The following is a 14866-nucleotide window of genomic DNA, read 5'->3' as shown; positions in this document are numbered from 1 at the left end:
TAGTACGACTGTCGAGACGCAAGGGAGCCGGGAAACGTGTCCCGTCAGGTGTTCCTCTACGACCCACCGGAGCGTTTCGTGGCCGGTACGGTCGGGCTGCCTGGCCGCCGGACGTTCTTCCTCCAGGCGTCCGCCTCCGGCCGGGTCACCAGTGTCGCCCTGGAGAAGACACAGGTCGCCGCGCTCGCCGAGCGCATGGACGAACTCCTCGACGAGGTCGTCCGCCGCACCGGGGGCAACGCCCCGGTCCCCGCCGTCGCACCCGCCGAGGTCGCCGACACCGCCCCCCTCGACGTACCGGTCGAGGAGGAGTTCCGGGTCGGCACCATGGCGCTCGCCTGGGACGGCGAGGAGCAGCGCATGATCGTGGAGGCGCAGGCGCTCGTCGAACTCGACGTGGAGTCCGAGGAGGACCTCGCCGAGGCCGAGGAGCGACTGCTCCAGGACGAGGAGAACGGCCCGCCGATGCTCCGGGTCCGCCTGAGCGGCGCCCAGGCCCGCGCCTTCGCGAAGCGGGCGCTGGACGTCGTCAACGCCGGCCGTCCGCCCTGCCCGCTGTGCAGCCTGCCGCTCGACCCCGAGGGCCATGTCTGCCCGCGCCAGAACGGATACCGCCGCGGAGCATGAGCAGCAGCCCCCCGACGCCGCCCGACGCCGAGCTGCTCGCCCACGGTGAGCTGACCGTGCGGGGCCAGGTCCGCGAGGCCTCCAACGCCGTGCTCTACTGCTCCGTCGCCTACGAGGGACGGGAAGCGGCCTGCGTCTACAAGCCGGTCGCGGGGGAGCAGCCGCTGTGGGACTTCCCCGACGGCACGCTCGCCCAGCGCGAGGTCGCGGCGTACGAGATCTCCGAGGCCACCGGCTGGGGCCTGGTCCCGCCGACCGTGCTCCGCGACGGGCCGTACGGGGAGGGCATGGTCCAGCTGTGGATCGAGGCCGATCCCGAGGCGCGTCTGCTCGCCCTGACCGAGGACGACGAGGCGGGCGAGGGCTGGAAGGCCGTCGGCCCCGCTCAGGTGGCCGAGGACCGCACCGCGCTCCTGGTGCACGCGGACACCCCCGGACTGCGGCGGCTCGCCGTTCTGGACGCCGTCATCAACAACGGCGACCGGAAGGGCGGGCACCTGCTGCCCGCCCCCGACGGACACCTCTACGGCATCGACCACGGGGTCACCTTCCACGTCGACGACAAACTGCGCACCCTCCTGTGGGGCTGGGCGGGCGAGGAGCTGCCCGCGGAGGCTGCCGGGGTGCTCGACGCCCTCGGCCGCTCCCTGGTCCCGGGAGAGCCGCTCGCCGCCCGTCTGGCGGAACTGCTCACGGATGCCGAGGTGACGGCCGTACGCGCCCGCGTGGAGGCGCTGCGGACCACGGGACGGCACCCGGAGCCCTCGGGGCAGTGGCCGGCGATCCCCTGGCCGCCCGTCTGACCGGACCGAAAGGTTTCGGCCATCCCTGGGGAGGGCTCCTTCGGGCCCATGGACCCCTGGGGGGTATGCACGCACGCCTCCGACCCGCAAGAGTGCCTAATAGGTCAAGATCCCGGATCCGGTTCGTATCCGGAACACGTGTCCGGTTACGCTCGGGTCATGCATGCCTGGCCCGCTTCTGAGGTCCCCGCCCTTCCCGGCAAGGGCCGCGACCTCCGGATCCACGACACCGCGACCGGTGGACGAGTGACCCTCGCCCCCGGCCCCGTCGCCCGTATCTATGTCTGCGGCATCACGCCGTACGACGCGACCCACATGGGTCACGCGGCGACCTACAACGCGTTCGACCTCGTTCAGCGCGTGTGGCTCGACACCAAGCGGCAGGTGCACTACGTCCAGAACGTCACGGACGTGGACGACCCGCTCCTGGAGCGCGCGATCCGCGACGGCATCGACTGGGTCGGCCTCGCCGAGCGGGAGACCGCCCTCTTCCGCGAGGACATGACCGCCCTGCGGATGCTGCCCCCGCAGCACTACATCGGCGCCGTCGAAGCCATACCCGGCATCGTCCCGCTCGTCGAGCGCCTCCGGGACTCCGGCGCCGCCTACGAGCTCGAAGGGGACGTCTACTTCTCCGTCGACGCCGACCCGCACTTCGGGCAGGTCTCGAACTACACCACCGAGCTGATGCGCCACCTCTCCGCGGAGCGCGGCGGAGACCCGGACCGTCCGGGCAAGAAGAACCCGCTCGACCCGATGCTCTGGATGGCCGCCCGCGAGGGCGAGCCGAGCTGGGACGGCGCGAGCCTCGGCGCCGGCCGCCCCGGCTGGCACATCGAGTGCGTCGCCATCGCCCTCGACCACCTCGGCATGGGCTTCGACGTGCAGGGCGGCGGCTCCGACCTGATCTTCCCGCACCACGAGATGGGCGCCTCCCACGCCCAGACCCTCACCGGCGAGTTCCCCATGGCGAAGGCGTACGTCCACGCCGGCATGGTCGCCCTCGACGGCGAGAAGATGTCCAAGTCCCGCGGCAACCTGGTCTTCGTCTCGAAGCTCCGCCGTGACGGCGTCGACCCGGCCGCCATCCGGCTCGCGCTGCTCTCCCACCGCTACCGCGACGACTGGGAGTGGACCGACCAGGTCCTCCAGGACGCCGTGGAGCGCCTCGGCCGGTGGCGCGCCGCCGTGTCGCGCCCCGACGGCCCGTCCGCCGACGCGCTCGTCGAGGAGCTCCGCGAGGCCCTGTCCGACGACCTCGACACGCCCACCGCGCTCGCCGCGGTCGACCGCTGGGCCGCGCTCCAGTCGGCCGAGGGCGGCACGGACGACTCCGCCCCCGGTCTCGTCTCCCGCGCCGTCGACGCACTGCTCGGTGTGGCCCTGTAACGAGCAGGACCGAACAACTCCTCTTCAGACAACCGCCCTTGGACTTCTCGCCGAAGTCCAAGGGCGGTTCCGTTTTGTCCTGGCGAGAATGCTCGTTCCTGCGCTAAATAAGCTTCATGCAATCATCATCACGCATGAAAGTTGCACTCGCCGGAGCCGTCCTCGGGCTCCTCGCGGCCTTCGCGGGACCCGGCACCACCGCGTCGGCCCTCCCCACCGACCGCGCCGACAAGGCCGACGCCACGACACAGGAGCCCGACACCACCGTCGGCGACCTCACCGGGTTCGCCGCCGCCGGACCCGTCTACCGGCTGACCGCCGGCCAGGCCCAGGCCCGCGTCAGCTTCGTCACCGCCGACACCTTCCGCATCGAACTCGCCCCCGACGGCACGTTCACCGACCCCACCGGCAGCGACATCACGCTGCCCCAGGGCCCGCCCCCGGCCACCCGCTGGCGCGACCTGGGCGACCGCTACGAACTGATCAGCGCCAAGGTGACCCTGCGCGCCTACAAGTCACCGCTCCGCTTCGCCGCCCTGCGCGCCGACGGCACCCCGCTCTGGAGCGAGTCCCGCGGCCTCAGCTGGACCGCCGACCGCACCACCCAGACCCTCGCCCGCGGTGCCACCGAGCAGTTCTACGGCGCCGGCATGCAGAACGGCCGCGGCAACTTCTCCCACCGCGACAAGACCGTCGAGGTCGGCGTCGACTACAACTGGAACGACGGCGGCCACCCCAACTCCGTCCCGTTCTACCTCTCCTCCGGCGGATACGGGGTCTACCGCAACACCTACGCGCCGAACACCTACGCCTTCACCGAGCCCGTCACCACCAGCGCGAAGGAACGGCGCTTCGACGCCTACTACTTCGCCGGCACCGGCGGCGACGCCGTCAAGGACGTCATCGGCCAGTACACCCGGCTCACCGGCAAGCCCTTCATGCCGCCCGTGTACGGCCTGGAGATAGGCGACGCCGACTGCTACCTCCACAACGCCAACCGGGGCGAGCGCCGCACCCTCGACGCCCTGAAGGTCGCCGACGGCTACGTCGAGAACGACATGCCCAACGGCTGGATGCTCGTCAACGACGGCTACGGCTGCGGCTACGAGAACCTTGCCGAGGCCTCCGCCGGACTCGGCGAACGCGGCATGAAGCTCGGCCTCTGGACCGAGGACGGCATCGACAAGCTCGAAGAGCAGGTCAAGGCCGGCCAGCGGGTCGCCAAGCTCGACGTCGCCTGGGTCGGCGAGGGCTACAAGTTCGCCCTCGACGGCTGCAAGGACGCCCACGCCGGCATCGAGGCCCACAGCGACGCCCGCGGCTTCACCTGGGCCCCCGAGAGCTGGTCCGGCGCCCAGCGCTGCGGCGTCCAGTGGTCCGGCGACCAGTCCGGCAGCTGGGAGTACATCCGCTGGCAGATCCCGACCTACGCGGGCGCGTCCATGTCCGGACTCGCCTACACCACCGGTGACGTCGACGGCATCTTCGGCGGCAGCGCCAAGACGTACACCCGCGACCTCCAGTGGAAGACCTTCCTGCCGGTCACGATGACCATGGACGGCTGGGCCGCCGCCGACAAGCAGCCCTTCCGGTACGGCGAGCCCTACACCGGCATCAACCGCGCCTCCCTCAAGCTCCACGAGGCCCTGCTCCCGTACATCTACAGCCACGCCCACCAGGCCACGAAGACCGGCGTCGGCCTCGCCCGGCCGCTCGCCCTGGAGTACCCGGACGACCCCGAGGCCGCCACCGACGCCGCCAAGTACGAGTTCCTCAGCGGCGAGGACTTCCTCGTCGCCCCCGTCTACCAGGACGCGGTGGAGCGCGACGGCATCTACCTCCCCAAGGGCACCTGGATCGACTACTGGAGCGGCCGCACCTACGAAGGCCCCGTCACCGTCGACGACTACAGCGCCCCGCTCGACACCCTGCCCCTCTTCGTACGGGCCGGGGCGACCGTCCCGATGTGGCCCGGCGACATCCGCTCGTACACCGACCGCGCCCCCGGCGACCCGATCGCCTGGGACATCTACCCCCAGGGCGACTCCTCCTTCGAGCTGTACGAGGACGACGGCGTCACCCGTGAACACCGCACCGGCCGCTACGCCACCCAGCGCGCCGAGGTCCGCGCCCCGCAGCGCGGCGCCGGCGACGTCACCGTCCGCATCGGCGCCTCCAAGGGCACCTACACCGGCAAGGCGAACGCCCGGCCGTACGCCTTCACGGTCCACACCGGCGACGCCCCCGGCGCCGTCCGGCTCGACGGCCGCAAGCTGCCCGCCCTCACCTCCCGGGCCGCCTTCGACGCGGCCTCCCAGGGCTGGTGGTACGACCGCGACGAGCGCGGGGGAGTGGTCCGGGTCAAGACGGCCGCCCTCTCCACCGCCCGCGGCTTCGAGCTGCGGCTGAGCGACACCAGCGCGGTCGGCGGCGCCGTACCGGGCGCCTCCGCCACCCTCGCCGTCCCCACGGGGCAGGAACTCGGCGCCGGAGCGCCCGGCACCGTCGCCGTGGACGTCACCGCCGGCACCCGCGACGCCACCGACGTGCGGGTCTCCCTGACCGCCCCGACCGGCTGGCAGGTCACCCCGGCCGCGCCCATCGACCGCGTCCCGGCCGGCACCACCCGCCGGGTCGATGTCACCGTCACCCCCGCCCCGGACGCCAAGCCCGGCGAGGCCACCCTCACCGCCACCGCCCGGCACCGCGCCGCGGGCACCGAACGCACCGCCGGCCAGCGGTTCGCGGTCGGCGTGATGCCCCCGCCGCCCACCGGCGACGCCTGGGCGAGCGACCTCGTCTGGCTGCGCTCCACCAACGGCTGGGGACCGCCCGAACGCGACCGCTCCAACGGCGAGTCCGGCGCCGCCGACGGCAAGACCCTCACCCTGGCGGGCACGACCTACGAGAAGGGCATCGGCGCCCACGCCGACTCCGACATCGAGGTCTACCTCGGCGGCCGCTGCACCGCCTTCACCGCCGACGTCGGCATCGACGACGAGATCAACGGCTACGGCGACGTGGCCTTCTCCGTCGAGGCCGACGGCAAGGTCCTGTGGACCTCACCCCGGCTCACCGGCGCCTCCGCCACCCTGCCCGTGAACGTCGACGTGACCGGGGCGCGGCACGTCCGGCTGCGGATCACGGACACCAACGGGTCCAAGAGCGGCGACCACGCGGACTGGGCGGCGGCCCGGTTCGGCTGCGCGTGACGTGTGAGCACCTGACACACGAACGGGAGGGGCGCCCTCGGGCACCCCTCCCGTTCCTTCCGCTCCGCGGAACCGCTACTTCTCGGACTCGTCGTCGACGCCGGGCGAACCGTCCACGCCGGGCGAACCGTCGGCGTCAGGCGATCCGTCGGCGTCCGAGGATCCGCCGGCGTCCGGCGATCCGTCCGCGGGGCTCTCGGCGGATCCCTCGGTGGACCCGTCCGTGCCCTCGGACCCTTCGGGCCCCCCGGCGGCCTCCGCACCCGGGACCGCCTCCGGTCCCGGCTGCTCGGGCTTCGGAGGACGCGTACGGCCACCGCCGGTGTCCCGGAGGAACGGTGCGTCACCGCCCTCCATCGCCACCCCGGGGCCGCCGCCCGGACCCGTGCCCGGCTCGCGCCGCCGCAGGTACCGTTCGAACTCGCGGGCGATCGCCTCGCCCGAGGCCTCCGGCAGTTCCGCCGTGTCCCGGGCCTCCTCGAGGGTCTGCACGTACTCGGCGACCTCGCTGTCCTCGGCGGCCAGCTGGTCCACGCCCACCTGCCAGGCCCGCGCGTCCTCGGGCAGCTCGCCCAGCGGGATGCGCAGCCCGATCAGATCCTCGAGCCGGTTGAGGAGCGCCAGGGTCGCCTTCGGGTTCGGCGGCTGCGACACGTAGTGCGGCACCGCGGCCCACAGGCTCACCGCCGGCACGCCCGCGTGGGTGCACGCCTCCTGGAGGATGCCCACGATGCCCGTCGGGCCCTCGTACCGGGTCTCCTCCAGGTCCATCGTGCGCGCCAGGTCCGGGTCGGAGGTCACGCCGCTGACCGGCACCGGCCGGGTGTGCGGGGTGTCCCCGAGCAGCGCGCCCAGGATCACGACCATCTCCACGCCCAGCTCGTGGGCGAAGGCGAGGATCTCGTTGCAGAAGGAGCGCCAGCGCATCGACGGCTCGATCCCGCGCACGAGCACCAGGTCGCGGGGTTTGTCGCCGCCGACCCGGACCACGGAGAGCCGGGTCGTCGGCCAGGTGATCTTCCTGACGCCGTTGTCCAGGAAGACCGTGGGCCGGTTGACCTGGAAGTCGTAGTAGTCCTCGGCGTCGAGCGCCGCGAACACCTCGCCCTTCCATTCCCGGTCCAGATGGGCGACCGCGGTGGAGGCGGCGTCGCCGGCGTCGTTCCAGCCTTCGAACGCGGCCACCATGACCGGGTCGATCAGCTCGGGTACCCCCTCGAGCTCGATCACCCAGCGCCTCCTTTTCGAAGTTCCTGTCGTACGGACCAACCTTACGGCTTTCTCCAGGTCCGTCCGCAGCCCCCGGACATCCCCGAAAACCCGTGCGGCCTTGATCGACTACCCAGGAACCCGCCTCCGCACACGGCGGTCTCACTCCTCCCAGAGAGTGCTCGGCGCCTCCCTCCGGATCACCGGCGCGATCTCCTCGGCGAAGCGCTGGAGCGTCTCGATCTGCTCGGCCGTCGACTGGCCGAAGGTGTCGACCGTGACGGACTGCAGGTCGTGCCCGTAGTGGGCGTGGTAGCCGAGGATCTTGTCGATGATCCGCTGCGGCGAACCGATCAGCTGGGGACCGTCCGCGACGGCGTCCTCGATCGTGCGGAACGGGGTGTTGTAACCGGCCTTGCTCTCCAGATGCGGCTTGAAGCTCTGCCGTACCTTCGCCTCGTACAGGTCCTTGTGGCGGGCGATCGCCTCCTCCGTGGTGTCGGCGATGAGCAGGCCGCCGGAACCGGCCGCCACGCGCGCGTGCGCCGGGTCGTGCCCGTACTCCTCGAACTTCTCCCGGTAGTGGGCGATGAGCCTCGCGTACGCCTCGCGGGGCTGGATCGCGTTGGCGGTGAAGAGCGGATCGCCGTGCTTCGCCGCGAGCTCGGGGGAGTTGAGGCTGGTGGCCGAGCCGTGCCAGATCCGGGGCGGTCCCGCGTACGGGCGCGGAACCGTGGTGACGTTCTTCAGCGGGGGCCGGAACTCGCCCTCCCAGTCGACGCCCTCTTCCGTCCAGAGCCGGCGGAGCAGCTCGTACTTCTCCTTCTGGAGGTCCCACTGCCGCTCCTCGTCCAGGCCGAAGAGGTCGAAGTGGCCGGCCTCCGCGCCCTTGCCGACGACGAGTTCGAGCCGGCCGCGGGAGAGCTGGTCGAGGGTGGCGTAGTCCTCGGCGACCCGGACCGGATCGAGGATCGCGACGACGGTGACGCCGGTGAGCAGCCGGATCCGGGTGGTCCGGGCGGCGAGCGCGGCGAGTAGCACGGTCGGGGCGGAGGAGAGGAACGGGCCGGCGTGCCGCTCGCCGACGGCGTACGCGTCGAAGCCGAGCCGTTCGGCGGTCTCGCCGAGCGTGACGACCTGCTCCAACCGGTCGGCGGCGGAAAGGAGTTCGCCGGTGAGCGGGTGCGGGGAGTGGTGGACGATCGAGAGCACCTGGAATTTCATGCGCTCCACTCTGCGCGCCGAGTGTTGCGGAGGTGTGGACGGCGTGTGGCACGCCGCAGGGGCGGTCCTCCGGAGAGGAACCGCCCCTGTGCGTAAGGGAGTCGCCTCCCGGTCCTACTTGTCCAGCATCTTCTCGACGCCCGCGCGGATCTCGTCCGTCGCGAGGCCGCGGATGGTCAGGGTCGTACGGCGGCGCAGCACGTCGTCGGCCGTCTCGGCCCACTCGTGGTCGCGGGCGTAGGCGACCTGCGCCCAGATCTCCGGCGCGTCCGGGTGTATGCGCTGTGCCAGCTCCGGGTTCTCGTTCGCCATCCGGGCGATGTCGAAGGAGAGCGAGCCGTAGTGCGTCGCCAGGTGCTTGGCGGTGTCGGCGGCCATCCGCGGGCCGGGCGCCGGACCGTCGACGAGCAGCCGGTGCGCGACGGCGTTCGGGTTGGCGATGCCGGGCAGCGGCAGCCGCTTCGGCAGCGTCGACACCGACTCGTAGTCCTCGCCCAGGGGGTGGCCGGGGAGCTGCTCCAGCTTCTTCATCACCGTACGGCCGATGTGGCGGAAGGTCGTCCACTTGCCGCCGGCCACCGACAGCATGCCGCCGCGGCCCTCGGTGACGACCGTCTCGCGCTTGGCCTTCGAGGTGTCGCCGGGACCGCCCGGGAGCACCCGCAGACCGGCGAAGGCGTAGGTGATCAGGTCGCGCGACAGCTGCTGGTCGCGGATGGAGAAGGCGGCCTCGTCCAGGATCTGGGCGGTGTCCTGCTCGGTGACCTCGACCTGGCCGGGGTCGCCCTCGTACTCCTCGTCGGTGGTGCCGAGCAGCAGCATGTCCTCCCAGGGGAGGGCGAAGGTGATGCGGTACTTGTCGATCGGGGTGGCCAGGGCGGCCTTCCACGGCGAGGTCCGCTTGAGGACCAGGTGCGCGCCCTTGGAGAGGCGGATGGAGGGGGCCGCGTTCGGGTCCTCCATCTTCCGCAGGTGGTCGACCCACGGGCCGGTCGCGTTGAGCACGAGGCGGGCGGTGACACCGAACTCGTCGCCGCTGGTGCGGTCCTTGAGCTCGGCACCGGTGACCCGGCCCTTGGTGAAGCGCAGCCCGGTGACCTCGGCGTGGTTGAGGACGGTGGCACCGGCGTCGACGGCGGCGCGGACCGTCATCAGCGCCATGCGGGCGTCGTTCATCTGGTCGTCGCCGTAGACGGCCACGGCCTTGAGGTTGTCGGTGCGCAGCTCGGGCACGTCCTGCGCGGCCTTGGCGGGGGAGAGCAGGTGCCCGACGCCGTCACCGAACGCCGAGAGGGCGCTGTAGGCGAAGACACCGGCACCCAGCTTGGCCGCGCCGTGCGGGCCGCCCTTGTAGACGGGCAGGTAGAAGGTGAGGGGGTTGGCGAGGTGCGGTGCCACCTGACGGGAGACCGCACGCCGCTCGAAGTGGTTCTCCGCGACCAGCTTCACCGCGCCGGTCTGCAGGTAGCGCAGACCGCCGTGGAGCAGCTTCGAGGAGGCGGAGGAGGTGGCGCCGGCGAAGTCGCCGGCGTCCACCAGGGCCACCCGCAGGCCCGACTGCGCGGCGTGCCAGGCGGTGGAGATGCCCAGGATGCCGCCGCCGATCACCAGGAGGTCGTACGTCGCCTTGGAAAGCTGGTCCCGGGTCTCGGCGCGGCTCGGGAGGGAGCCGGACGCCGGGTGCGTCCCAAGGGCAGGGACGCTCTGCAGGGTGGTCATGTCGAATTACTCCTCGGATGCGTCATCGAGCCAGCCCATGGAGCGTTCCACGGCCTTGAGCCAGCTCTTGTACTCGCTGTCGCGCCTGTCGGCGTCCATGCGAGGGGTCCATTCCGCGGCGCGACGCCAGTTGGCGCGCAGCGCGTCGGTGTCCGGCCAGAAGCCGACGGCCAGGCCGGCGGCGTAGGCGGCACCGAGGCAGGTGGTCTCGGCGACCATCGGACGCACGACGGGCGCGTCCAGGAAGTCCGAGAGGGTCTGCATCAGCAGGTTGTTGGAGGTCATGCCGCCGTCGACCTTGAGCGCGGTGAGCTCGACGCCGGAGTCCTTCGTCATGGCGTCGGTGATCTCGCGGGTCTGCCAGGCGGTGGCCTCCAGGACGGCGCGGGCGATGTGCGCCTTGGTGACGTACCGGGTGAGGCCGGCGATCACACCGCGGGCGTCGGAGCGCCAGTACGGGGCGAACAGGCCGGAGAAGGCCGGCACGAAGTAGGCGCCGCCGTTGTCCTCGACCGAGGACGCGAGGGTCTCGATCTCGGCGGCGGACTTGATGAGGCCCATCTGGTCGCGCATCCACTGCACCAGCGAACCGGTGACGGCGATCGAGCCCTCCAGGGCGTAGACCGGCTTCTGGTCGCCGATCTGGTAGCCGACGGTGGTCAGCAGGCCGCTGTAGGAGTTGATGATCTTGTCACCGGTGTTCATGAGCATGAAGGTGCCGGTGCCGTACGTGGACTTGGCCTCGCCCTCGGCGAAGCAGGTCTGGCCGAACAGGGCGGCCTGCTGGTCGCCGAGCGCCGAGGCGACCGGGACGCCGGCGAGGGCGCCGTCCTTGACGTGGCCGTAGACCTCGGCGGAGGACCGGATCTCGGGGAGGACGTTGAGGGGGACCCCCATCGACTCCGCGATCTTCTCGTCCCAGGCCAGGGTGTGCAGGTTCATCAGCATGGTGCGCGAGGCGTTGGTGACGTCGGTGACGTGCACGCCGCCGTCGGTGCCACCCGTGAGGTTCCAGATGACCCACGAGTCCATGGTGCCGAAGAGGATGTCGCCGGCCTCGGCGCGCTCCCGCAGCCCCTCGACGTTGTCGAGCATCCAGCGGATCTTCGGGCCGGCGAAGTAGCTCGCCAGCGGCAGGCCGGTCTCGCGGCGGAAGCGGTCCTGGCCGACGTTGCGGCCGAGCTCCTTGCAGAGGGCGTCGGTGCGGGTGTCCTGCCAGACGAGGGCGTTGTGGACGGGCTCACCGGTGTTCTTGTCCCAGAGCAGCGTGGTCTCGCGCTGGTTGGTGATGCCGATGGCCTTGACGTCCGAGGCGGCGATGCCGCCCTTCGTCAGGGCGCCGGCGACGACCTCCTGGACGTTGGTCCAGATCTCGGCGGCGTCGTGCTCGACCCAGCCGGGCTTCGGGAAGATCTGCTCGTGCTCCTTCTGGTCGACCGAGACGATCCGGCCGTCCTTGTCGAAGACGATGCAGCGGGAGGAGGTGGTGCCCTGGTCGATGGCCGCGATGAACGGGCCGGAGGTGTGGGCGTCGGTCACGGTGTGCTCCATGGGAAGTCTGGAAGAAGGACGGCTCAGGCGAACGCGATGTTGTAGATACCCGCGGCGACGGCTCCACCGATCAGCGGACCGACGACCGGGATCCAGGCGTAGCTCCAGTCGGAGGTGCCCTTGTGCGGCAGCGGGAGCAGGGCGTGCACGATGCGCGGGCCGAGGTCGCGGGCCGGGTTGATCGCGTAGCCGGTCGGGCCGCCGAGCGAGAGGCCGATGGAGACCACGACGAACGCGGTGATCAGGGCGCCTATGACGCCGAGGCCCTTGCCGCTGTCGTTGAGGCCCTGCGTGAGCACGGCCAGGACGAGCACGACGGTGCCGATGATCTCGGTGGCGAGGTTCTGCCAGGTGTTCCGGATCTCGGGGCCGGTGGAGAAGATGCCGAGCACCGGGCCGGGGCCCTCGATCGGCTTCTTGCCCGAGGCCTCGGGGTCGGCGAGGTGCGCCTGGAACTGGCCGTAGTAGGCCACCCAGACCAGCGCCGCGCCGATCATGGCGCCGAGCATCTGGCCGGCGATGTAGACGGGGACGTCGCCCCACTCGCCGTCCTTGATCGCGATTCCGACCGTGACGGCGGGGTTCAGATGGGCACCCGAGAGGGAAGCCGTCATGTAGACGGCCGTCATGACGGCGAAGCCCCACCCGAAGGTGATCGCGAGCCAGCCCGCGTTGCGGGCCTTGGAGCCCTTGAGCGTGACGGCGGCGCACACGCCGCCGCCGAGCAGAATCAGAACGGCGGTACCGATGGTCTCGCCGAGGAAGATGTCGGAGCTGGACACCCGCGACTCCTTTGTCCTTCGTCCAGGGGAACGGCGGACTCCGGATCCCTCCGGAGGTCCGCACCCTCGTGTGAGGGCTGTTTCCGGCCCTTGGCACTGCGACACTCTAGCGCCTATTGCCGTTAGGTGTTCGGCATTGCCGACCGATGAACGGAAGTTTTGCCCCCGGTCAACAGCACGTCAAGGCCCCGGGATGCGAAAAACCCGCCGATAACGCGATCGTTACCGGCGGGTTCACTCAGGTCGGGGGGCGCGGTGGCGCAGGGTCAGAAGCGGCCGGCTCCCAGATCCCGGGAGACCGCGCGGGCGCAGTCCCGTACCGCGGCGACGAGTTCGGGGCGCAGCTCCCCGGACGGGCACAGCCGCTCCACGGCGCCCGTCACCGCCACCGCGCCCACCGGCATCCGACGGCGGTCGTGGATCGGCGCCGCCACCGAGGCGACGCCCTCCCAGGTCTCCTCCACGTCCGCCGCCCAGCCCTTGGCCCGCGTCATGTCGAGCAGCGACTCGAACTCCCCGAGCTCCGTGGTCGTGCGGGGCGTGAACGGCTCCCGCTCGACCTCCAGGACCTCGCTGTGCGCCACCGGGTCGTACGCCGACAGGACCTTCCCCAGGGCCGTGGAGTGCAGCGGCTGCATGGCACCCACCTCCAGGACCTGACGGCTGTCGTCCGGCCGGAAGACGTGGTGCACGATCAGGACGCCCTGCTGGTGCAGCACCCCCAGGTGCACGCTCTCGCCGCTGGACCGCGCCAGGTCGTCCGTCCAGACCAGCGCCCGCGCGCGCAGCTCGTGCACGTCGAGGTAGCTGTTGCCGAGCCGTAGCAGCTCCGCGCCGAGCTGATAGCGGCCCGAGGCCGCCTCCTGCTCCACGAAGCCCTCCGCCTGGAGCGTGCGCAGGATGCCGTGGGCGGTGCCCTTGGCGAGTCCCAGTGAGGACGCGATGTCGGACAGGCCCAGCCGGCGCTCGCCGCCCGCGAGCAGTCGCAGCATGGCAGCCGCCCGTTCAAGCGACTGGATGTTCTTCGCCATCGCCCGGCCCTTCTCCCTCTCACGCTGTTCGACAATGCTGAACACTATCGGTCGATGCCGACCTTGCGTGACACATGACAGTGTCGGTCAAGAACGGTCAGAACCGGGAGTCCCCGCACACAGGATGCCGTCCGCCCCGCGAGACGCCGTGTCCACCCCGGCCGGAGCGCGGTTACGCTGGCCCCGTGCACCCTCCTCCGAAGGTGCAAAGCCGACAGCCGTCGCATCCCAGGGAGCTCATCCATGGCCTCGTTGCCGACCCCTTCCGCAGACAGCCGGAACCGCGCCGCAGCCCTCCGCGAGGCACTCGCCAGCCGGGTCGTCGTCGCCGACGGCGCCATGGGCACCATGCTGCAGGCACAGGACCCCACCCTCGAGGACTTCCAGAACCTCGAAGGCTGCAACGAGATCCTCAACGTCACCCGGCCCGACATCGTCCGCTCGGTGCACGAGGAGTACTTCGCGGCGGGCGTCGACTGCGTCGAGACGAACACCTTCGGCGCCAACCACGCCGCCCTGGGCGAGTACGACATCCCCGAGCGCGTCCACGAACTCTCCGAGGCCGGTGCCCGCATCGCCCGCGAGGTCGCCGACGAGTTCACCGCCTCCACCGGACGCCAGCGCTGGGTCCTCGGCTCCATCGGCCCCGGCACCAAGCTCCCGACCCTCGGCCACGCCCCCTACCCGCTGCTGCGCGACGCCTACCAGCAGAACGCCGAAGGCCTCCTCGCCGGCGGTGCCGACGCCCTCCTGGTGGAGACCACCCAGGACCTGCTGCAGACCAAGGCGTCCGTCATCGGCGCCCGTCGCGCCCTCGACGCGCTCGGCGCCGACGTGCCGCTCATCGTCTCCGTCACCGTCGAGACCACCGGCACCATGCTCCTCGGCTCGGAGATCGGTGCGGCCCTGACGGCCCTGGAGCCGCTCGGCATCGACATGATCGGCCTGAACTGCGCCACCGGCCCCGCCGAGATGAGCGAGCACCTGCGCTACCTCGCCCGCCACTCGCGCATCCCGCTCTCCTGCATGCCCAACGCCGGCCTGCCCGTCCTCACCTCCGACGGCGCCCACTACCCGCTCAGCCCCGCCGAGCTCGCCGACGCCCAGGAGACCTTCGTCCGCGAGTACGGCCTCTCCCTGATCGGCGGCTGCTGCGGTACGACCCCCGAGCACCTGCGCCAGGTCGTCGAGCGCGTCCGCGACCTCACCCCCGCCGTGCGCGAGCCGCATCCCGAGCCGGGTGCCGCCTCGCTGTACCAGACCGTGCCGTTCCGGCAGGACACCGCGTACATGGCGATCGGCGAGCGCACCAACGCCAA

Annotated in this window: 11 protein-coding genes; 5 read left to right on the top strand and 6 right to left on the bottom strand. The window is 71.4% G+C overall.

The genetic code is table 11. The annotated features are described in order from the left end of the window. Positions 1–36 precede the first annotated feature (36 nt). The 4 genes from ACZ4XX_RS20830 to ACZ4XX_RS20815 all read left to right on the top strand — a co-directional run bounded on the left by ACZ4XX_RS20830 (position 37) and on the right by ACZ4XX_RS20815 (position 6031). Positions 37–627 (top strand): DUF3090 domain-containing protein, encoded by a 591-nt coding sequence (locus ACZ4XX_RS20830; protein WP_468509330.1) that lies wholly within the window; start codon positions 37–39, stop codon positions 625–627. Then, positions 591–1430, top strand: coding sequence for an SCO1664 family protein (locus ACZ4XX_RS20825; protein WP_468509415.1), 840 nt, complete (start codon positions 591–593; stop codon positions 1428–1430). Before ACZ4XX_RS20830 ends, ACZ4XX_RS20825 begins: the two co-directional genes overlap by 37 nt. Positions 1431–1589: 159 nt before the next feature. Then, complete coding sequence (mshC, locus tag ACZ4XX_RS20820) at positions 1590–2819, top strand: cysteine--1-D-myo-inosityl 2-amino-2-deoxy-alpha-D-glucopyranoside ligase (protein ID WP_468509329.1); 1230 nt, start codon at positions 1590–1592, stop codon at positions 2817–2819. A 116-nt stretch (positions 2820–2935) separates the two neighbouring features. After that, complete coding sequence (locus tag ACZ4XX_RS20815) at positions 2936–6031, top strand: NPCBM/NEW2 domain-containing protein (protein ID WP_468509328.1); 3096 nt, start codon at positions 2936–2938, stop codon at positions 6029–6031. 75 nt (positions 6032–6106) lie between these two features. On the opposite strand, the gene ACZ4XX_RS20810 is transcribed toward ACZ4XX_RS20815, so the two are convergent. The 6 genes from ACZ4XX_RS20810 to ACZ4XX_RS20785 all read right to left on the bottom strand — a co-directional run bounded on the left by ACZ4XX_RS20810 (position 6107) and on the right by ACZ4XX_RS20785 (position 13547). Continuing rightward, a complete protein-coding gene (locus ACZ4XX_RS20810; protein ID WP_468509327.1) occupies positions 6107–7261 on the bottom strand; it encodes a PAC2 family protein in 1155 nt (384 codons plus the stop codon). Between the two features lie 141 nt (positions 7262–7402). Then, on the bottom strand, positions 7403–8464 hold the full coding sequence (locus ACZ4XX_RS20805) for an LLM class flavin-dependent oxidoreductase (protein ID WP_468509326.1): 1062 nt from the start codon (positions 8462–8464) through the stop codon (positions 7403–7405). Positions 8465–8578: 114 nt separating this feature from the next. Further along, positions 8579–10183, bottom strand: a complete 1605-nt coding sequence (locus ACZ4XX_RS20800; protein ID WP_468509325.1) for a glycerol-3-phosphate dehydrogenase/oxidase — start codon at positions 10181–10183, stop codon at positions 8579–8581. A 6-nt stretch (positions 10184–10189) separates the two neighbouring features. After that, the gene (glpK, locus tag ACZ4XX_RS20795; protein WP_329276999.1) at positions 10190–11722 is read right to left on the bottom strand and encodes a glycerol kinase GlpK; all 1533 of its coding nucleotides are present in this window, start codon (positions 11720–11722) and stop codon (positions 10190–10192) included. Positions 11723–11757: 35 nt separating this feature from the next. Then, positions 11758–12516: an MIP/aquaporin family protein gene (locus ACZ4XX_RS20790; RefSeq protein ID WP_468509324.1), complete on the bottom strand. Its 759-nt coding sequence runs from the start codon at positions 12514–12516 to the stop codon at positions 11758–11760. 266 nt (positions 12517–12782) lie between these two features. Beyond that, positions 12783–13547 carry an IclR family transcriptional regulator gene (locus ACZ4XX_RS20785; RefSeq protein WP_468509323.1) on the bottom strand — a complete coding sequence of 255 codons (765 nt, stop codon included), beginning with the start codon at positions 13545–13547 and terminating at the stop codon, positions 12783–12785. A 243-nt stretch (positions 13548–13790) separates the two neighbouring features. On the opposite strand from ACZ4XX_RS20785, the gene ACZ4XX_RS20780 reads away from it, so the two are divergent. Next, positions 13791–14866 (top strand): homocysteine S-methyltransferase family protein (locus tag ACZ4XX_RS20780; RefSeq protein ID WP_468509322.1); only part of this gene is annotated, 1076 nt, incomplete at its 3' end.

It is taken from the genome of Streptomyces sp. NPDC029956 (assembly GCF_055574655.1).
This window is presented reverse-complemented; position numbering and strand designations above follow the sequence as displayed.

What these genes read in the sequence shown, in the direction of transcription:
- mshC (WP_468509329.1), top strand. Translation starts at nt 1,590, where the DNA reads ATGCATGCCTGGCCCGCTTCTGAGGTCCCCGCCCTTCCCGGCAAGGGC.
- ACZ4XX_RS20815 (WP_468509328.1), top strand. Translation starts at nt 2,936, where the DNA reads ATGCAATCATCATCACGCATGAAAGTTGCACTCGCCGGAGCCGTCCTC.
- ACZ4XX_RS20805 (WP_468509326.1), bottom strand. Translation starts at nt 8,464, where the DNA reads ATGAAATTCCAGGTGCTCTCGATCGTCCACCACTCCCCGCACCCGCTC.
- ACZ4XX_RS20800 (WP_468509325.1), bottom strand. Translation starts at nt 10,183, where the DNA reads ATGACCACCCTGCAGAGCGTCCCTGCCCTTGGGACGCACCCGGCGTCC.
- ACZ4XX_RS20785 (WP_468509323.1), bottom strand. Translation starts at nt 13,547, where the DNA reads ATGGCGAAGAACATCCAGTCGCTTGAACGGGCGGCTGCCATGCTGCGA.